The following is an 18,806-nucleotide window of genomic DNA, read 5'->3' as shown; positions in this document are numbered from 1 at the left end:
GGGCCTTCCGGCTTGGGGTGTGGCCTTTGGTGTCATCGCGCCGCGATGACGAGGGCGTCATCTTGCGAGGATCGAGTTGATTCGCTCGAAGTGTTTCGCGTGGGGGCGCACGGATGGAACAAGACGCAAGTCTCCGTCCAGAACGGATTCTTGATCTCTCTGAGCGTCTGTCCAGCGTGGCGGGCGAAAAGATCGGCGAGATCGCCAGGGTCAATCGCGCGGCCAAGATGCTGGCCATCAACGCCCTGATCGTCGCGGCGCGGGCGGGCGAGGCCGGCAAGGGCTTCGCCATCGTCGCCGAGGAATTCAAGAAGATCTCGACCGAGATCGACGCGGTGGCCGCCGCCCTGGACAGCCAGGTGCGCGCCGACCTGGACGAGTTGTCGGCCATCGGCGGGGCGATCCTGGGCCATATGCGGGGACAGCGTCTGGCGGATCTGGCTCTCAACGCCATCGAGATCGTGGACCGCAACCTCTACGAACGCACCTGCGATGTGCGTTGGTGGGCCACCGACTCGGCGGTGGTGGCGTGCCTGGCCGAAAGCGACGACGCCGCCGCGAGCCGTTACGCCAACGAGCGCCTGGGCGTGATCCTCGACGCCTACACCGTCTATCTCGATCTGTGGATCTGCGATGCCAAGGGGCGGATCGTCGCCAACGGCCGGCCGGGCCGCTATCCGAACGTCATCGGCCGTTCGGTGGCCGAGGCGCGATGGTTCAAGGACGGGATGGCCACGGCCAGCGGTGACGACTTCGTGGCTTGCGACATCGAGCGCTCCCAAGCGCTGGGCGATGCGCCGGTGGCCACCTACGCCACGGCGATCCGCGCCGGCGGCCAGTCCAAGGGCGAGGTGCTGGGCGTGCTCGGCGTGCATTTTGACTGGCGGCCCCAGGCCCAGGCCGTCGTGGACGGTGTGCGCCTGACGTCCGAGGAGCGTGAACGCTCGCGGGTGATGCTGCTGGACCAAAAGGGGCGCGTATTGGCTTCGTCCGACAGCCAGGGTGTTCTCAGCGAAATCTTCCCGCTGGATGTCTCGTCCGGTTCGATGGGAAGCTATGCCGACGGCGACATCACGGTCGGCTATGCATTGACGCCCGGCTACGAGACTTATGCGGGTCTCGGCTGGTATGGTTGTCTTGTTCAGAGACAACAGGTTCAAACAGCAGCGGTTGCGGTGGCCTAGATTTAACCAAACGCACTGCGAACTATTCGAACTATTTGGTCGCCTAAAACGCGCAATCGGTTAGATTCGCGGCATTTACCATGGATTCTGCATGTGCGGCGTTGCCATACGCGGCCGTACATGATTTTTTAGGCCTAACCAAACCGCCGAAAAAACTCTGCGTATCTGCCATGGCGGGGCAAAGACGTCATATTCATAGTCTTAAAGGTCCGTCAGCGTTCTCTTTCGCGTGAAGATTGCGCGCATGTGTGATCTTCCGGAAACGGTGTCGGCGAGAAATCGACGAAAAAGTGCATTTCGGGCTAGAGCATTGGTTTACGTTGTCCTAAAGGGACCCTATTCAATTGGAGGGAGCAATGGCTTCTCATCGCGTTCGCGCTATCGCCATTAGTCTGGCTGTCGCGCTCGCCCCCGTCGGCGCTGGCGCCGTCTGGGCCCAAAACACGCCGGCCCCGACGGCCGCCTCTCTGCAGGCGACCATCGCGGCCGCGGCCCAATCGGCCGCGCAACAACCGGGCTTCGCTCAGCGGACGCCGGCGCAAAAGCTCGCCGCCATCCAGGCCGCGATCTCGGCCGCCCTGGCCGCCAGCGGCGCTTCGCCGACGGTGATCGCCGCCGCCCTGATCCAAGCTGTCTCGAGCGGCACGGTCAGCGCGGGCGTCGCTATCCAGGTCGCCTCCGCGGTGGCTCCGGAAATGGCCCAGCAAGTGGCTTCGGCTCCGGCCGTGACCCAACAGCTGGCGGCGACTGGTCAATCGGCCACCGTCACTCAGACGGCCGCGACCGACGCCGGCGGCGCGCCGAGCGTGCTGGTCAGCCTGGCCGGCGTTGCTTCGACCGCGACCGGCGGCGACGCCGCGACGGGCGCTGGCGGCGGCACTACGACGACCGTCACTCCGGCGCCGTACGATCCGTGCGCTGGCGTGATCGCCGCCTACTGCGGCAGCTAAGTTAAGAAACCTCGTGGTGGACCGGCGCGTCACGACGCGCGTCGGCCACCGCTTACTGGTGGGGATATGATATGAAACTCCTGACGTGCTCGGCCGCCGTGGCCTGTATCGCGTTCACCGCGCCCCAAATTGCTCAGGCGCAAGATCTCGGTTCCAACTTCAAGCGCGACAAGAACGTCTCCGTTCGTCAGCGCCCGCGCCCCGACTACGAGGCGACCGGCCAGAAGGCCGGCGGCTTTACGGTCTATCCGCGCGTGACGGTGGATCTCGAGCATAACGACAACATCTACGCCGTCGCGACCGGCAAGACCGACGACAACATCTGGCGCGTAAAGCCGGAAGTGGCGGTCCGTTCGGACTGGTCGCGTCATGCGCTGGGCTTCTTCGCTGGCGCCAACGTGATCCGCTACACCGACAACGATACGGAAAACGCCGAGGAATACACCCTCGCGGGCAACGGCCGGATCGACATCGACCGCGGCTCCAACATCGCCCTCTCGGCCCAGGCCCAAAGGCTTGTCGAGCCGCGCACCTCGCCGACCGCTCCCACGGCGTCGGGTGAGCCGGTCAAATACGATCTGAACCAAGGTTCGATCGTGCTGACCAAGGAGTTCAACCGCCTTCGTGTCACCGGTCGCGTGGACGACAGGGACTTCAACTACAAGGACGTTCGTAATATCGCTGGCACGGGCACCGTCGACCAGGACTTCCGTGACCGCAATGAAATCTACTACGGCGCCAAGGCCGAGTACGCGGTCAGCCCGGACACAGCCGTCTATTTCTCGGCCCTTGGCAACAAGAAGGACTACGACACCAAGATCGTTGCTTCTGACCGTTCGTCGGACGGCTACGTGGTCGGCGTCGGCGCCAATTTCGATGTTTCCGAACTGGTGCGTGGCGACATCCAGGTCGGCTACATGAAGCAGTCCTACGACAATCCGGCCTTCAGCAAGGTTGACGGTTTCAACGCGGCGGGCCGCGTGGAATGGTTCCCGACCCAGCTGACGACGATCGGCGTGAACGGGTCGCGCACCATCGAGGAATCGACGGCTGTCGGTTCGCAGGGCTACATCTCGAATAACATCGGGGCGTCGATCGACCACGAACTCCTGCGCAATGTCCTGGTGTCGGCCGCCTACACGCATGGCAAGGACAACTACAAGGGCGTCGATCGCGACGACAAGCGCGACAACTTCTCGGCGACGGCGACCTATCTGTTGAACCGCCGCGTGGGCCTGTTCCTGACGTATAACTACCTGAAGCAGGACTCGAGCGGCGCCCAGAGCGGCGCTTCGTTCAAGGACAACAAGGTGATCGCTTCGGTCGCCCTGCAGTTCTGATCCAAAACGTCCACGAAACGGCAAGATTTGCCGGATACTGAGAGTACTTATGGACGGCTCCGGTTTTGAAACTTCGAACGCTCCGGTGAATGACACCGGAGCGTTGTCTTTTGACCTGAATCTCGTGATCGCGACGTTCAGGCGACGCTTCCGGCTGTTCGCGGCCGTGGCGGTGGTCGTGTTCGCGGCGGTGGTGCTGTTCACCCTGCAGCAGACGCCCAAGTACACGGCGACGGCCCAGGTCATGCTGGACGTGCGCAAGGAACAGGTCACCGACATGAACGCGGTGCTCTCGGGGCTGCCGGCGGATTCGTCCGTCGTCGACACCGAGGTCGAGGTTCTGAAGTCGCGCTCCTTGGCCGCCCGGGTCGTCAAGGACCTGAAGCTCGAGCAGGATCCGTATTTTAATCCTTATCTGGCGAACGCCAAGGGAGCGACGGCATGGTTGTCGTCGCTCAAGAAGGCTGCGGCGCCGACGGCGGTCACGGATCCCGTGGAGCTCCAGCGCCAGCGCGAACGTATCGTCGACAGGGTGCTGGGCGGGCTCAAGGTCCGTCGAGCGGGCCTGACCTATCTGATCTCGATCGAATACACGCACACCGATCCAAAGCGGGCCGCGGATCTGGCCAACGCCTTCGCCAATCTCTACCTGACCGAGCAGCTCGAGGCGAAGTTCGACGCGACCCAGAAGGCCAACGAATGGCTGGACACCCGTGTCGCCGAACTGCGCGACCAGGTGCAGCAGGCTGACGCCGCGGTCCAGCAGTACAAGATCGCCAACAACCTGCTCAGCGCCGAGGGCGCCACCCTGACCGAGCAGGAAATCTCGGGCCTGAACCAGCAACTGGCCCTGAGCCGGGCCGCGCAGGCCGAAACCGATGCTCGCCTCAATATCGCTCGCCAGCAGCTGGCGCGCGGCAGCACGGGCGAAGATGTCGGGGAGTCCCTCAATTCGCCGGTCGTGCAGCAGCTGCGCCAGCAGCGGGCCACCAAGAGCGCCCAGGTCGCCGATCTGGCCGGTCGCTATGGCGATCGTCACCCGGATCTTTTGAAGGCCAAGCGCGAGCTCGCCGACATCGACGGCCAGATCCAGGCCGAAATCCGCCGCATCATCTCCAATCTCGAGGCGCAGGCCCAGGTCGCGCGTCAGCGCACCGGTTCGGTGGCTTCGAGCGTCTCGGCCTCCAGGGGTACGCTGGCGGGCAATAACCGCGCCGCCATTGGTTTGGCCGAACTGGAGCGCAAGGCTCAGTCGGTCAAGACGCTGTACGAGACTCTGCTGGCTCGCTTCAAGCAGACCACGACCCAAGATGGCATCGAGCAGGCCGACGCCCGCGTGGTGTCGCCCGCCAAGATCCCGACCGGCCCGAGCTATCCCAAGCCTTCGCTGAATTTCGCGCTGGGCTTGGTTCTGGCGCTGGGCGCTGGCGTCGCGGCGGTGGTGCTGGCCGAGATCCTGATGGCCGGCCTGTTCACTGAGGACGAGGTCGAGCGTCGTTTGGGCCTGCCCTATCTGGGCGCGGTGCCGAGCCTTGGCACCACGGTCGACGACGCCAAGACCCTGAAGGGCCTCACGCCGCCGGACTATCTGTTGGCCAAGCCACTTTCCAGCTTTGCCGAGAGCCTGCGCAAGCTGCGCGCGTCGATCCTGTTCTCCAAGGTCGGTGAGACGGTGAAAGTCATCGCGGTGACCTCGTCCCTGCCGGGCGAAGGCAAGACCACGACGACCTTCTCCCTGGCGCGCACCCTGGCCAGCTCGGGCGCCAAGGTCGTGGTCGTCGACTGCGACTTGCGCCAGAGCGCCATCAGCCAGTTCCTGAAAGAGCCGGCGTCGGTCGGCTTGCTGGAAGTGCTGAATGGCGTGAGCACCCTGGACCAGGCGCTGGTCAACGACGAAAGCGGCGCCCAGATTCTGCCGCTCGCCAAGTCGGCCTACACGCCGCGTGACGTGCTCGGTTCGGCGGCCATGCATCGCCTGCTGCAGGAGTTGCGCAACCGCTACGAAATTGTCCTTCTGGACACAGCCCCGCTGCTGGCGATCGCCGACACCCGCATCCTGGCGCCGCATGCGGACGCCGTCGTGATGCTGGTCCGTTGGAAGAAGACGCCGGTGAAGGCGGTGCAGTCGGCCCTGGGTCTGCTTCAGGGCACGCGCGCGTTCATCGCCGGCGTCGCCCTGACCCAGATGGACCTCAAGGCTCAGTCCCGCTACGGCTACGGCGACTCCTACTATTACTACGCCAACTATCGAAAGTACTATGCGGACTAGGATGCGATCGGGCGGGGGCGCGCCGTCGCCCGGAGCTTCCAAGAGTCGAAGGCTGCAAGTTTCCGAGGGCGTCGCGATCGGCGCCCTCGTTAGCTTGATCCTGGTCGAGATCATTGCATTCGGCGCCAGCGACGTGGCCGTGGCGGCCGTCTTCGGCGTCTTTCAGGCAGCCTTTCTGCTGAGCCTCCTGCTCTTCTGCGGTTGGGCGCGAAAGGCGTCCGGGGGGGCGACCTCGCTCTGGCCTGGCCTGATGTTCTTGGCCCTGCTGGTGGCCGTCGCCTGGAGCCTGACGCCGTTTGGGCCTGGCGGGGCGCATCCCGTTTGGCGTTATCTGGGGCCGCACGGCGGGTCGATCACCGTCGATCGCTCATCCCTCGTTATCAATATCCTGCGCCTCTTGGGCCTGGCCTGCCTGTTCGTGGCCAGCCAGATCATTGGCGCTTCCGAGACCCGGCGCAGGGCGCTGATCTGGTATCTGCTGCTCGCCCTGGGCGCGTTCGCCGCGTTGGCGATCGTCAACCATGTCGGCCTCCGCGCCAGACCGCGCCTGACGGCCACGCTGTTGAGTCCCAATAGCGCCGCGAGCCTGATGGGCGTTGGGGTTGTCTTCGCGACGGCCTTCTTCTCGCAGGCGATCCAGCGCGCCGGCGGCTCGCTGCGGCTCGACAGGCTGGGCCTGGGCGCCAGTGTCAGCCTTGGCCTGGCGGCGGTGTTCGGTGTCGGCCTGGCCCTGACCGCATCGCGGGGCGGCATCTTCGCCACGGTTGTCGGCTTGGCGGTATTGCTGACCTGGCAGGTCATCGCCCAAGGGCGGAAGGTTCGCGCGGTGGCGATCATCGGCGGCCTCGCGGCGCTGTTGGTCGTGGTTGGCCTGGCCATGCGCAGCGCAGACCTCACGGCCGCGCGCCTGGAGAACCTGCAGGGCGATGCGACCGTTCGTCAAATGATCTCGGCCGCTCACTGGGAGGCGTTCAAGTCGTCACCTTGGTTCGGCTTCGGTCTGGGCTCATTCCCCGTGGTCAATCAGATGATTATGACCACCGAAAACCTGAAAGTGTTGTTCGACGTTCGCGCCACCCATAACCTCTATCTCCAATGGCTCGAGGAAGGCGGAATCGTCGGCAGCCTGTTCATGCTGTCCTGGCTGCTCGTCGCGCTCTGGCGCGCGGGCGGCGAGGCGATGAAGCCGGGCATGGCCGGGACGCTGGCGCGAGCGGCCATCGCTGCGGCTTTGGTCGTGCTGCTGCATGGCTTTTCCGATTTCGCCGCTCAGGTTCCGGCCCTGCAGGCCCTGTTCGCGGTTGGCCTGGGCGCCGTGACGGCCTCCGCGCCCGCCCCACGCCGTCGCGATACGCAAGTTGTCCCGCCCCGCGGCGCGATCGCCTTCGCGAGCGTGGTGTTGGTCGTCTCTCTGCTGGCGGCGATCCCGCTCGTCGCCTCCCGGTTCGGCGGCGATCTTTCGGCCATGCCGACGGCCTCCGCTGAAGTGTTGGCGACCAGCATCGAGGCCGGCCTGGCGCGAAACGCTCCTGATGCCAAGGCCAAGGCCCGGCTGGAGGCGCTGAGCCGCCGCGAGGTGGCGATGCGTCCCGGGTCGGGCGGCGCTTGGCTGCGGAAATCGGCGGTCGATTTCCAGCGCGGAGACGTCACGGCGGCCAACCAGGCGCTGGAGCACTCCCTCGACGTGGCCCCGCTGCAGACCAGCCTGTTCGTTAGCAGGACACGCCTGGCCTACGAGAACTGGCCGCTGCTGAGCTCGGAGGCGCGGCGGCAGGTCATGTACCAGGCGAGGATCGAGTATGGCCGGCAGAACGGCGAACGTCGCCTGAAGGCTCTGGCCAACACCATCCAGAACCCGTCGGGACGGATCGGTCTGGCCTTCCTGATCGTCGCCGAACGGGCCGCCAGGGCCCAAGACCAACTGCCGTAGATCAGTAGGCGTTTCCGGAGATCAGCAGGCTGGGGATGGTCAAGAGGACGATCTTGGCGTCCTTCAGGATCGACCAGGACTGGATATAGTCGATATCCGCCTCGACCCGCCGCCGCATGGCCTCGACGGTGTCCGTGCCGCCGCGTAGGCCCTTGACCTGCGCCCAACCCGTCAAACCAGGGCGCGCCTGGTAGCGCGCATAATATTCGGGAATCCGTACGCCGTAGTAGTCGTCGTGGGCGGCCGCGTGTGGGCGCGGTCCAACCAGGGACATGTCGCCCCGCAGGACATTCAGCAACTGCGGCAGCTCGTCGATGCTGGTGGCTCGCAGAATGCGTCCGGTACGGGTGACGCGGTTGTCGCCACGCCGAGCCTGGACGAGATCGGGACCATCCTCGCGGCAATGCATGGTGCGTAGCTTCAGGATCTGGAACCGCGCGCCGCCCAGGCCGCCACGCGTCTGGCGGAAGAGGGCGGGGCCGGGGGACTCCAGCTTGATCAGCAAGGCGGCCAGCAGGAGCAAGGGCGCGAACAATATGAGCAGCAAGGCCGAGGCGGCGATGTCGAGCCCGCGTTTACGCAAGTCCACCGCGACACGCGGAAGCGGCCTATTCAATCCTGGCGCGAGAAATTCGCTAAACGATCCCCCGTCCACCAGATGACCCTCTAACTTCCGTGCCTTGCCGCGGACTGTTTTCCAGTTCCGACGTCCACACGCTAGCGCAATTGACTCACAGCGTCGCGGGGAAAAATACCCAACTCGTGCGTGTATGCTTAACGCGCAATAGACTCTGTTTATTCAGGCGTCCTTATTCGTGGCGAAGCTACATGGATCAGCATCAGGAGTGCTGATCGATGATCGACGCCAAAATGTCATTCGCCCAGGTGGACGCCGCTCCGGTGGACGTGTCGGGGACCGAGCGTGGCAAGCGCTTGCCGCCGCTGGTGGGACTGGGCCTTGGCGCCATGGTCTCGCTGGGCCTCTGGGTCGGTCTGGCCCTGACGGTCTCGCACCTGCTCTAGGTCGCGGTCGGCGGTCGGACGGCTCGCCTACCATCTCTTCAAACAACAACCTTCGCGCCCGCTCCGGTTCCCCGGAGCGGGCGCGAACGTATTTGACGAAGGCCGCTTCGGCGGATCGCTTCGAGGGAGCCGCAAAAAGCCCCGGGGCCAGAGGCGCCGGGGCTTTCTTCGTGAACCTTGTCGCTTGATCAGACGGCGGTGGTCCACAGGGCGGTGCCGGGAACCTGGCGCTGGACCCAGTGGTAGTTCAGGTCTTCCCAGGGCGTGGCCCAGGGGGTGAGGTTGTCCAGCACCATGTCGCCGCTCTTCAGCGAGATCATCAGCACGGCGTGGCCTTCGCCGCGCGCGGTGACGGCGACGGCCAGCGACAGGGCGCTTTCCGGGACGCCGGCGGCGATCAGGCGGCGGCGCTTCTCCAGGGCGTAGTCCTCGCAATCGCCATACAGCTTGCCGCCGATCATCCGCGGCAGCGACCAGTATTCGGGCATGCCGTAGAGGTCCATGTCGCTGGCCTTCTTGACCTCGCGATTGACCGCCTGGTTGATCTGGTTCAGCAGCTTCAGCTGCTCGCGCTCGCCGCGCGCGCCCCAGGTCGACACGGCCGGCTCGATGGCGACCGGTTCGTTGGCGGCGACCGGAGCCGCCGCGGCCAGGGCTTCGCGGGGCTGGCCGGCGTCTTCGACCGCGACGACCGGCGAGGCTTCGGCCAGGGCCGGCTGGACGCCGTCGGTCGTGGGCTTCGGGTCGGCTTCATGGTGAAGCGGCGCGGCGGCGCCCACCGACGAGGTCGGGGTGAAGCTGGCGCGGGGACCGACGCCCAGCAGGGCCAGTTGGCTGTTCGGCAGGCCGCAGGTCTCGGAGTCGCGGCGGCAGAGCTCGGCGAAGCCCATCGGGGCGCTGACGCCCTCGCCGCGCGGCATGAACGGCATGGAGCCGGCTTGGGCGCTGGCGCCGGTCATCGTCGCGACGGCGGCGGCAATTCCGATAACAGTGTTGCGCGTGTTGAACATGCTGACCCCGCTGTGTTCGTGGGGTCAGTATTCATTTGAGGCTCGAATTTGAGCTGAATTTAGATAGTTTAATTCAAATATAGACCTGTAGTTATTTTGGAATTAACTACAATAAGATCCAAATTTACTCAGTAAATTCGACATCAACAATTGTCCTGAATTGCAGGTTAACGTATCGGGCGCCCGTTGAACTGAGCCGCTGGCTGGGGCAAAATCGGCAATCGAAGTTCCGGCGCCCTGTCGGCGCTCTGGCGAGTGCGATGTTCAAATCCCTGTTCCGTCCCAAGCAGCAGCCCGGCCGCGCCGTCTCCACGGACGGTCGCGTGGTTTACGCCGTTGGCGATGTTCACGGGCGGCTGGACCTGCTGGACGGCCTGGTCGATCGGATGACCGAGGACTATCGGGCCACGGGCCGCGAGGATCGGCCGGTGCTGGTCATGCTCGGCGACTATGTCGACCGGGGCGCCCAGTCGGCGGCGGTGATAGATCGGCTGATCGACCTGAAGGCGCAGGCGGCCAACGAGGGGCGTTTCGAGTTTCGCGCCCTGATGGGCAATCACGAGGAGACGCTGCTGCATTTCCTCGATGACCCGCAGGCGGGACCGTCCTGGGTGGAGTACGGCGGCGGCGAGACCATGGCTTCGTACGGCGTCCAGCGGCCTGTGGGCCGGGCCGATCCGGAGGTCTGGGAGCAGACCCGACAGGCCTTCCGCGCGGCCTTCCCGGTGGCGCACGCGACCTTCCTGCGTCAACTGGAGCTGATGGTCGTCTATGGCGACTATGTCTTCGTGCACGCGGGCGTGCGGCCGGGCCTGCCGCTGGAGCGCCAGGTGGCCGCCGACCTGCTGTGGATCCGCAACGAGTTCCTCGACAATCCACACGGCCTGGGCGCCACCGTCGTTCACGGCCATACGCCGGTGGAAGAGGTGTTCGTCGGGCGCCAGCGGATCAATGTCGACACGGGCGCCTACGCCACTGGCGTCCTGACCGCCGTTAGACTTGATGGCGGCGAGCCGAAGATCATTCAGTTCAGTAAAGCGCGCGCCGCCTGAGACTTCGCCTTGTTCATCTCGCGGTCACGTGCGATGTGGCATTTCAACCTCCAGACTCGACAAGTTTCCAAGGTGAGAAGCTTCGCTATGATCGATGTTTCGAAACTCTCGCGCTCGCTCGCGATGCTGGCGCTGGCCGTCTGCATGACGTTCGGCGCGCTGGGCGGCGTCGCCCACGCCCAGCAGGCGGCGATCGGCGGCACGCCCGTTTCGGCGGCGGCCCAGTCGATGGACTACCTGCTTGGCCCGGGCGACAAGGTCCGGGTGACCGTCTACGGCGAGGATTCGCTCTCGGGCGAATTCTTCGTTACCGGCAGCGGCCTGATGTCCCTGCCGCTGATCGGTGAGCTGAAGGCGGGCGGTCTTACGGTTGGCCAATTCCAGATCGCCGTGCAGCGGGCGCTTAGCGATGGCTATCTGAAGGATCCGCGCGTCAGCGCCGAGGTGCTGACCTTCCGGCCCTTCTACATCCTCGGCGAGGTCGAGAAGCCGGGCACCTATCCCTACACCTCGGGCCTGACGGTTCTGAACGCCGTGGCCACCGCCGGCGGCTTTACCTATCGCGCCGACAAGAAGAACGTGTGGATCAAGCACAACGGCGAGACCACCGAGGAGAAGTCGGAGTTGACGCCCTCGACCGTCGTGGCGCCCGGCGACACGATCCGGCTGGGCGAGCGCTTCTTCTGATCGATTGACGCGACCAGGCGTCAGAAAGGCCCGGCGGGACACCGCCGGGCTTTTTTGTGTCGATCTATTCGGGCGCCTTGTCCTGGATGGCGTCGAGGACAGCGTCCGCGGTTCGCGTCGCGGAGGCGCCGAGCGCTTCCTCGCCGACGGCCGCCAGCAGGGCGACCGCGTCGTCGGATCGGGCCAGCAGGTTGATGGCGGCGTCCCGGTCGGGCCAGGCGTGGATATCAGGCCCCAGTGTTGAGAGGCGTCGTCGGAATTCGGAAAGATCCATGACCACGGAGGTTATTCTCCGAGTTCTAGGCTCGTCGTCAGCCCAGTGGCCCGATCTACCTGCCGGCTTGGCCTAACATTGCTGGGCTCATCGTCGCCAGAACTTCTAGGGTGAACAGCACGAGGTTGTCGGCGTCTGTCACCGTGACCTGGTAGGAGCCTGTTTCCCAGAAGGCGCCATTGTCCCTCAGATTCTCGCTGAGAAAGTTCAGGGCAGCCCGCCTCGCTTCCGCGGGGTTCGCGAGTTCTCTGCCCTCATTGTCGTGGAACACGTGGCCGTCTTGGGTATGAAACAGGTAGCGAGGCATGTGCACAGAACTGTCGGAAAGCCGACGTGTTCCTACAGTCCTGGTTCCCAATCCGCTCTTCTGATTTGAGGGCTTTCGTGAACCGTCTGTTCGATGCCGTGGTGATGTCGGCGCGGCCGGAGTCGGCGCCGCGGCAGGCTGACCCTCTCCCCGTTATTCCTCAGCAACTGAAGGTGATCTGGGCCGCGCTGAAGCTGGAGCAGGCGAGGGGAGTGCAGGGGGCCGCATAACAGACCTTCTCCACGTCCTCGCTGGGTGGAAATCGGACTTGTCGCTGGTTCCACAAAGGACTGTGCGAAGTCAGCCCGCCATCACGCTCAGTCAGGGGACGAACAGGCTTCCCGGCCACGTCCCGGTCGCGAACGGCAGGCCTTGCTCCTTCCACCCGGCGATTCCGCCCTTCATCACTTTCACGGGGCGACCCAGCATCGCCAGCTTCAGCGCGGCGCGATCTGCGCCGTTGCAGTGCGCCCCAGCGCAATAGACCACGAACAGGGTGTCGACCGGCCACGCCGCCATTCGCTCGGCTGTGATCTCGACGTACGGCAAGTGCAGAGCGCCAGGCACGTGGCGGCGGGCATAGATCTGCGGCGTGCCTACAACCTGCAGCAGCACGAAGTCAGCCTGGCCGGTTCGCAGCTCCGCCGCGACGTCGGTACAATCGGTCTCCACGGCCAGGCGGTGGGAGAAGTGGGCGATAGCTACCGGCGACGGCGCGGCGGGAAGGGCGGAAACGAAACTCAACACAGCCTCCTCGATTGGCGCGGGAGACTTGCCCGATGCGGCCAGGCTGGGTTAGTCGGCCTGATTGCCATAGACCGTCGTGATCATGCCAAAATCATCCCTTCGTCCGACGTCGGCCAACGGTCCCAAGAACTTGAAGGTCGTGGCCCTGGTCTATGACGGCCTGCGCACGTTCGAGTTTGGATCGGCGGTCGAGCTTTTTGGGTTGCCGCGGCCGGAAATGGGCCCCAACTGGTACACCTTCGCGACGGCGGCGATCGAGCAGGGCCCGTTGCGCGGCCTTGGCGGCGTCCAAGTCATCGCCGATGGCGGGCTGGACCTGGTGGAGCAGGCGGGCACGATCATCGTCGCGGGCTGGCGGGGCGCGGACAAGCCCGTCCCCCAACCGGTGATCGAGGCGCTCCAGAAGGCTCACGCTAGCGGCGCGCGGGTAATGTCGATCTGCTCGGGCGTCTTCGTACTGGCGGCGGCGGGCCTGCTGAAGGGGCGACGCGCGACCACCCACTGGCACGATGTCGATACGCTCCGCGTCCGTTATCCGGATATCGATGTGGTGCCGGACGTGCTCTATGTAGACGAGGGCGACATCCTGACCTCGGCCGGTAGCGCCGCGGGGCTGGACCTGGGCCTGCACTTGATACGCCGGGACTTCGGTCCGAGGGCGGCCAATATCGTGGCCCGGAGGCTGGTGGTACCGCCCCATCGCGACGGCGGCCAGGCGCAGCTGATCCAGGAGCCGGTGCCCGACGCTTTGGAGTCCTCGCGCCTCTCGCCGATCCTGGACCGCATGCGCGCCAACCTCGGTCGCGAACACACGGTCAAGGCCCTGGCGGAAGCCGCGGGCATGAGCTCGCGCACCTTCCTGCGCCGCTTCGAGGCCGCTACCGGTACGACCCCGGCCCGCTGGCTATTGGCCGAGCGCCTGGCCCGAGCCCGCGACCTGCTGGAGACGACGCCGGCGGGCGTCGAGCAGATCGCCCACGCTGTCGGTTTCCGCGCTGCCGCCCTGCGCCGCCACTTCCGTGCACGGTTCGCGACCACGCCCCGGGTGTATAGGGCGCGGTTCACATCCGCGACCTAGCGGGCGCCGGGGGCGCCGGACAGGGGGCTCGCCGTTAGACCACCAGCGTTGTGGCGCGTTGGCCTCGCTTTCGCGGTTGTCCCTCTGATCGCGTCGGCAGCTAAGGCCACTCCGGTGCGACCATACTGGATTGCCGAGACTACAGGCTCGGGACGCGCGTGAGCGTCTAGGGCGCGGCCCGGCGGGGAAACGGCATTCGTTGCCGACAGCCACGTAATTTATAGATGTTAGCGGCGGTGTAGGGCGGTCCCCGTACGGCTAACCGCACGAGATCTCACTGATCGTCCGAGTTCCCTGATCATAGGAGACGTTCATTCGCTCCACGTGGAGATTAGACTCGGCGACGCAGGTTGAGCATGTCAGCCGCCAAGTCGCGTCCGCAGGTTTTTCCGGAAGCGCATCCGCGCTACGGCCCACGTAGCGTTGAAACTCCGATGATCCCACCGTTCCTGTGACACCTTCAAGGCTGGGCGCTCAGCGGCCTGGGGAATCGTCATAGGCGGAGCGCCATGACCCTCGACGAAATCGACCACCTCCTCGACATCATGATCAAGGAGGCCGCCGAGAAGGGCGATGATGCCTACCTGCCGGGCGCGATCAGCCTGCACAACGAGACCTACTACAAGCTGTCTCCGAAAGGCTTGCCGTTCGGCTGCACCAACATCCTGTACGGGATCCGATATCGCGGGATCCGGACGCTCGTCGCCCGTGGGCGCGAGAACAAGGTCTTGAACCGCGCTGAGGCCGGCGAAACGGGCGAACCGTACTTCGCCCTGCAGCCGAAAGCCTAGAGCAGAGCGCCGGCATCGGTCGGAACTCCGACCTGACGCCGGACTACCCAATAGCTCCAGGGGTGGCCGCGAACCTGCTCAACCTCGGCCCAGGCCTCGGCGCCCTCGACGAGCGTGGCATGCTCAGCATGGACGAACTCAACGGCGGAGCGCCGACTTCGTCCGGTCCCGCTAGGGAAGGTGAAGTGCAATGTGCGGACCTCAACCCCTACTGTCGACGTGATCCGCGTCAGCTTCACGATTCGGCGGGAACCTCGGACTGGGATCGGCGCGCGTGGGGGAGCCATATTGGCCTCCGACGGGGTGAACGGAGGTGGAACATTATTCGGGACTATTCCGGGGAATCGAGTCCCGAACTACCCGATTTGACCGGTTTTGTTCCCCTTCTTGGCCAACGCAAGCGAGCGCAAGATTCGCGCTAAGCGACTGATTTTATAGGGGGAAAATGGCGCACCCGACAGGATTCGAACCTGTGACCTTTGCCTTCGGAGGGCAACGCTCTATCCAGCTGAGCTACGGATGCACACGCCCGTCCCGAGGTTTGGGGGACGGGAAGCGGGTCTTATCCGAAAGGCGGCGTCTGCGCAAACGCGATCACGCCGCCGCCTTCAGGCCACCCCCATGTAGATGAAGCGGGCCACGAACAGGGCGGCCAGCACGAACAGCAGCCAGTCGCCCGGCTTGGCCTGGCCGCGCAGCAGCTTGAGGGCGGCGAAGGCGGTGATGCCGAACGCCAGGCCGTTGGCGATCGAGAAGGTCAGCGGGATTGCGATCACCGTCAGGAAGGCCGGGATGGCGACGCCCGGGTCGTCCCAGTCGATATCGGCCAGGGCGCCGACCATCATCGAGCCGACGATGATCAGAGCCGGCGCCGTGGCGGCGGCCGGGATCGCCTGGACCCAGGGCGCGAAGAACAGGGTCAGCAGGAACAGCAGGCCGACCACGACGGCGGTCAGGCCCGTGCGGCCGCCGGCCGCGACGCCCGAGGCGCTCTCGATATAGCTGACCACGGTCGAGGTGCCGGCCAGCGAGCCGCCGATCGTGGCGATGCTGTCGGCGGTGAGGATGCGGTTCAGGCGCGGGATCGTGCCGTCGGGCTGGACCAGCCCCGCCTTCTTGGTCACCGCGACCAGGGTGCCGACATTGTCGAACAGGTCGACGAACAGGAAAACGAAGATCACTTCGGCGATGGCCATTCCCGCCCCGCCGTTCAGGTGCAGGGCGGCCGGGATGTCCAGCTTGAAGGCGGTGGCGGTCAGGGCCGAGAGGCCGGACTCGCCGGGGACGATCTTGGCCAGGCCCAGGGCCCAGGCGGCGCCGGCGGCGACCAGGATGCCGATCAGGATCGCGCCTTTCACCCGCCAGACCATCAGTCCGCCCATGATCAAGAGGCCCAGGATGGCCAGGGCGGCGGTCGGCTTGGTCAGGTCGCCCAGGGCCACGGTGGTGGCGGGATCGGCGACGATGATGCCGGCCTCCTTGAGGCCGATGAAGGCGATGAACAGGCCCACCCCGGCGGCGACGGCCGAGAACAACGGGCGTGGGATGGCCCCGACGATCAGCTGGCGGATCCCCGCCACGGTCAGGACCAGGAAGGCCACGCCCGACAGGAAGACGCAGCCTAATGCGGTCTCCCACGGCAGGCCCATGCCCTTGACGACGGTGAAGGTGAAATAGGCGTTGAGGCCCATGCCCGGCGCCAGGGCGATCGGGTAGTTGGCGATCAGCCCCATCAGGATCGAGCCGAACCCGGCCGCCAGGCAGGTGGCGGCGGCGACGGCGGCGATTGGCATGCCGGCCTGGCCCAGGATCGTCGGATTGACGATCACGATATAGGCCATGGTCAGGAAGGTGGTGAAGCCGGCCAGCACCTCGGTGCGCACCGAGGTCCCCTGGGCCGAGAGCTTGAAGAGCTTCTCGATCATTTCGCCATCTCCCCAATGGACGTCATCTTCGGCGCCCTGTTCTCGTACCTGTCCCAATGCCCGGCCAGCTCGCGGACTACGACCGAGCCCACACGATAGGCCGAGTCGAAGGCCGCCATCGCCCCCTCGCCGTGGAAGGCCCGCGGGAAGGTCGGCGCGCCCAGCGGCGGCCGCGAATAGTTGCTGGCCGTGCGCAGGACCAGGACCCTCCCGAAGTCGACCTTGCCGGCCTTGGCGTAGAGATCGAGCACGTCGAGGATCCCCTGGTCCTCGCAGTCGGTCATGGTGAAGGTTCCCGCGCCATCGGTCCACAGCTTCACCCAGTCCTCGGCCCACTGGGTGCGCCGGGCGCCATGCCAGAAGCGGGTGGTCCCCAGGGCGTCGCCCTTGAGGACGAAGGGCGGCTTCAAGGCGTTGGGCTCGCCGACATAGCCGGCGCGCAGCTTGGCCAGGTCCCCGTTGTCCGGGATCGGCGTGTTGGCGGTCAGGCCGTAGGCCCAGTCGACCAGCTTGGGGTTCAGCGCCCAGACCATGCCCGACGAGCCGTGGGCCGAGCCCTTCAGGTTCGGGCGGTCGGTCTCCAGCGAATACAGGCCATAGGGCCAGTCGGTGGGTATCTCGCGATCGTCGACCTCGTAGATCGGGTCGGCGTCGACGACGTAGTTGGCCCAGGCGGCGCTGCCCAGCGAGGCGACCTTGGGATCGGCTCCGGCGATGCCGGCCACGATCCAGTAGGTCTTGGAGAAGTCGAACCGCTTGTCGAGAATCAGGGCCGCGACGCTCTCGCGGGCCCGGGCCCGCATGTCGGTCATCACGCCCAGCACGCCGGTCTCCGGCGAATAACGCGCCGGATTGCGCAGGCCGGGAACCTGGATGGTCTCCTTCAGCGGCAGGCCCTCGACCCAAGGCTGGAACTCGCCCGGTCGATCGCCGGTGACCTCGCCGATCTCGAAGGTGGCCAGGACGACGACCTTGACCGGGATCGGCTTGGTCTCGGCGCGCGCCATCGGCGCCAACCCCAGGCACAGGGCCATCACAAGTCCGAGCAACCGCATCGCCATCACACGCCCTCCACGCCGAAAATCGCGGCGAAGCTGGCGTGGGTCGGTCGGGCTGGCAAGCGACCTTCGCCGTGCGACGGCGAAGGCGCGCCGAGTGATCAGTCCTTGGTCGGATCGGCCGCGTTCGGGTCGCCGTAGGTCAGGGCCAGGAAGACATCCTCCAGGTCCGGGTCCTCGGTGGCGATGTCCTTGATGTGGACGCCGCTGGCGCGCACTGCCGCCAGCACCTGCTCGACGCTGGACTGGCCGGTGCGATAGCTGACCTGGAAGGCGCCGCCGCTGCGCAGCTTGGTGTCGAACCCGGCCAGGGCGGGGGCGGTGGTTACGGGCGCCTCGGGCGTGACCACGACGTTGCGGCTGTCCATCCGGCGCAACAGGGTCGCTGTCGGTTCGCAGGCCACCACCTCGCCGCGGTTGACGATGGCGATCTCGTCGCAAAGCTCCTGGGCTTCTTCCAGGTAGTGGGTGGTCAACACGATGGTGACGCCCAGCTCGTTCAGGCCCTTCACATAGTGCCAGAGCTGGCGGCGCAGCTCGACGTCGACCCCGGCGGTGGGCTCGTCCAGGATCAGCACCGGCGGCTGGTGGACCATGGCCTTGGCCACCATCAGGCGGCGCTTCATGCCGCCCGACAGCTGGCGGACATAGGCCCCCGCCTTGTCGCCCAGACCCAGGGCATTGAGCAGTTCGTCGGTGCGGCGCTCGCTCTTGGGCACGCCGTAGAAGCCGGCCTGGACTTCCAGCGACTCGCGCGGGGTGAAGAAGACGTCGGCGGCCAGCTCCTGGGGCACCACGCCAATGGCGGCGCGGGCGTCGCGCGGGCGTTGGTCGATGTCGCGGTCCCAGATCCGCACCGTGCCCGAGGTCTTGCGGACCAGACCCGCCAGGATGTTGATGAAGGTCGACTTGCCCGCGCCGTTGGGGCCCAGCAGGCCGAAGATCGAGCCACGCGGAATCTTCAGGTCGATGCCGTTCAGCGCCCGCTTCTCCGGCGAGGTCTTGGTCGCCGCGTAGGTCTTGTACAGGCCTTCGGCTTCGATGGCGTAGGCGGGCAGGTCCATGAATCGTCCAGATAGCAACACGGCGGCGTCGGAACGCCGCCAGAAACGCCCGATGAGGCGCGCGTTCATTGACGGCGCCTTCCAGCGTCGCATAGGTATGCCTCGTTCGCGGCCGCG

Annotated in this window: 18 protein-coding genes, 1 tRNA gene and 1 pseudogene; 11 read left to right on the top strand and 9 right to left on the bottom strand. The window is 65.8% G+C overall.

What is annotated here, in order from left to right:
- The first annotated feature begins 45 nt into the window (after window positions 1-45).
- The 5 genes and pseudogenes from MZV50_RS25045 (at window position 46) to MZV50_RS25025 (ending at window position 7,673) form a co-directional block, all read left to right on the top strand.
- Window positions 46-1,184 (top strand): annotated as a pseudogene (locus tag MZV50_RS25045) (methyl-accepting chemotaxis protein).
- 356 nt (window positions 1,185-1,540) lie between these two features.
- Entirely contained in the window at window positions 1,541-2,134 is a 594-nt protein-coding gene (locus tag MZV50_RS25040) for a hypothetical protein (RefSeq protein ID WP_252632047.1), read from the top strand.
- Between the two features lie 71 nt (window positions 2,135-2,205).
- On the top strand, window positions 2,206-3,474 hold the full coding sequence (locus tag MZV50_RS25035) for an outer membrane beta-barrel protein (protein WP_252632046.1): 1,269 nt from the start codon (window positions 2,206-2,208) through the stop codon (window positions 3,472-3,474).
- A gap of 49 nt (window positions 3,475-3,523) precedes the next feature.
- Window positions 3,524-5,743 carry a GumC family protein gene (locus tag MZV50_RS25030; RefSeq protein WP_252632045.1) on the top strand — a complete coding sequence of 740 codons (2,220 nt, stop codon included), beginning with the start codon at window positions 3,524-3,526 and terminating at the stop codon, window positions 5,741-5,743.
- 94 nt (window positions 5,744-5,837) lie between these two features.
- Window positions 5,838-7,673 (top strand): O-antigen ligase family protein, encoded by a 1,836-nt coding sequence (locus tag MZV50_RS25025; RefSeq protein WP_252632044.1) that lies wholly within the window; start codon window positions 5,838-5,840, stop codon window positions 7,671-7,673.
- 1 nt (window position 7,674) lies between these two features.
- Here MZV50_RS25025 and MZV50_RS25020 read toward each other — a convergent pair whose 3' ends face one another.
- The gene (locus tag MZV50_RS25020; RefSeq protein WP_252632043.1) at window positions 7,675-8,328 is read right to left on the bottom strand and encodes a sugar transferase; all 654 of its coding nucleotides are present in this window, start codon (window positions 8,326-8,328) and stop codon (window positions 7,675-7,677) included.
- Between the two features lie 200 nt (window positions 8,329-8,528).
- On the opposite strand from MZV50_RS25020, the gene MZV50_RS25015 reads away from it, so the two are divergent.
- Window positions 8,529-8,696 (top strand): hypothetical protein, encoded by a 168-nt coding sequence (locus MZV50_RS25015; protein WP_252632042.1) that lies wholly within the window; start codon window positions 8,529-8,531, stop codon window positions 8,694-8,696.
- 188 nt (window positions 8,697-8,884) lie between these two features.
- Here the strand turns inward: MZV50_RS25015 and MZV50_RS25010 are convergent, their stop codons facing one another.
- Window positions 8,885-9,706 (bottom strand): transglutaminase-like cysteine peptidase, encoded by an 822-nt coding sequence (locus MZV50_RS25010; RefSeq protein WP_252632041.1) that lies wholly within the window; start codon window positions 9,704-9,706, stop codon window positions 8,885-8,887.
- Window positions 9,707-9,966: 260 nt separating this feature from the next.
- Between MZV50_RS25010 and MZV50_RS25005 the strand changes: the two genes are divergently transcribed.
- A complete protein-coding gene (locus MZV50_RS25005; protein ID WP_252632040.1) occupies window positions 9,967-10,758 on the top strand; it encodes a metallophosphoesterase family protein in 792 nt (263 codons plus the stop codon).
- A gap of 87 nt (window positions 10,759-10,845) precedes the next feature.
- Window positions 10,846-11,445 carry a polysaccharide biosynthesis/export family protein gene (locus tag MZV50_RS25000; RefSeq protein ID WP_252632039.1) on the top strand — a complete coding sequence of 200 codons (600 nt, stop codon included), beginning with the start codon at window positions 10,846-10,848 and terminating at the stop codon, window positions 11,443-11,445.
- Between the two features lie 64 nt (window positions 11,446-11,509).
- Here the strand turns inward: MZV50_RS25000 and MZV50_RS24995 are convergent, their stop codons facing one another.
- The gene (locus MZV50_RS24995; protein ID WP_252632038.1) at window positions 11,510-11,719 is read right to left on the bottom strand and encodes a hypothetical protein; all 210 of its coding nucleotides are present in this window, start codon (window positions 11,717-11,719) and stop codon (window positions 11,510-11,512) included.
- A 55-nt stretch (window positions 11,720-11,774) separates the two neighbouring features.
- A complete protein-coding gene (locus tag MZV50_RS24990; RefSeq protein ID WP_252632037.1) occupies window positions 11,775-12,026 on the bottom strand; it encodes a DUF6894 family protein in 252 nt (83 codons plus the stop codon).
- 77 nt (window positions 12,027-12,103) lie between these two features.
- Between MZV50_RS24990 and MZV50_RS24985 the strand changes: the two genes are divergently transcribed.
- Window positions 12,104-12,256 (top strand): hypothetical protein, encoded by a 153-nt coding sequence (locus MZV50_RS24985; protein WP_252632036.1) that lies wholly within the window; start codon window positions 12,104-12,106, stop codon window positions 12,254-12,256.
- Window positions 12,257-12,347: 91 nt separating this feature from the next.
- Here the strand turns inward: MZV50_RS24985 and MZV50_RS24980 are convergent, their stop codons facing one another.
- Window positions 12,348-12,770, bottom strand: coding sequence for a rhodanese-like domain-containing protein (locus MZV50_RS24980; protein ID WP_252632035.1), 423 nt, complete (start codon window positions 12,768-12,770; stop codon window positions 12,348-12,350).
- 85 nt (window positions 12,771-12,855) lie between these two features.
- Here MZV50_RS24980 and ftrA point away from each other — a divergent pair, with 85 nt between their 5' ends.
- Both ftrA and MZV50_RS24970 read left to right on the top strand, forming a co-directional pair.
- Window positions 12,856-13,851: a transcriptional regulator FtrA gene (ftrA, locus tag MZV50_RS24975; RefSeq protein ID WP_252632034.1), complete on the top strand. Its 996-nt coding sequence runs from the start codon at window positions 12,856-12,858 to the stop codon at window positions 13,849-13,851.
- 509 nt (window positions 13,852-14,360) lie between these two features.
- Complete coding sequence (locus tag MZV50_RS24970) at window positions 14,361-14,642, top strand: hypothetical protein (RefSeq protein ID WP_252632033.1); 282 nt, start codon at window positions 14,361-14,363, stop codon at window positions 14,640-14,642.
- A gap of 446 nt (window positions 14,643-15,088) precedes the next feature.
- Here the strand turns inward: MZV50_RS24970 and MZV50_RS24965 are convergent.
- The 4 genes from MZV50_RS24965 to MZV50_RS24950 all read right to left on the bottom strand — a co-directional run bounded on the left by MZV50_RS24965 (window position 15,089) and on the right by MZV50_RS24950 (window position 18,689).
- Window positions 15,089-15,165, bottom strand: a tRNA-Arg gene (locus MZV50_RS24965).
- Between the two features lie 85 nt (window positions 15,166-15,250).
- Window positions 15,251-16,567: an NCS2 family permease gene (locus tag MZV50_RS24960; RefSeq protein WP_252632032.1), complete on the bottom strand. Its 1,317-nt coding sequence runs from the start codon at window positions 16,565-16,567 to the stop codon at window positions 15,251-15,253.
- Window positions 16,564-17,628, bottom strand: a complete 1,065-nt coding sequence (locus tag MZV50_RS24955; protein ID WP_252632031.1) for a purine nucleoside permease — start codon at window positions 17,626-17,628, stop codon at window positions 16,564-16,566. The genes MZV50_RS24960 and MZV50_RS24955 overlap by 4 nt, the downstream gene beginning before the upstream one ends.
- Window positions 17,629-17,726: 98 nt before the next feature.
- Entirely contained in the window at window positions 17,727-18,689 is a 963-nt protein-coding gene (locus MZV50_RS24950; RefSeq protein WP_252632030.1) for an ABC transporter ATP-binding protein, read from the bottom strand.
- Between the last annotated feature and the right edge of the window lie 117 nt (window positions 18,690-18,806).

It is taken from the genome of Caulobacter segnis, assembly GCF_023935105.1.
GTDB classification, from domain to species: domain Bacteria; phylum Pseudomonadota; class Alphaproteobacteria; order Caulobacterales; family Caulobacteraceae; genus Caulobacter; species Caulobacter segnis_B.
This window is presented reverse-complemented; position numbering and strand designations above follow the sequence as displayed.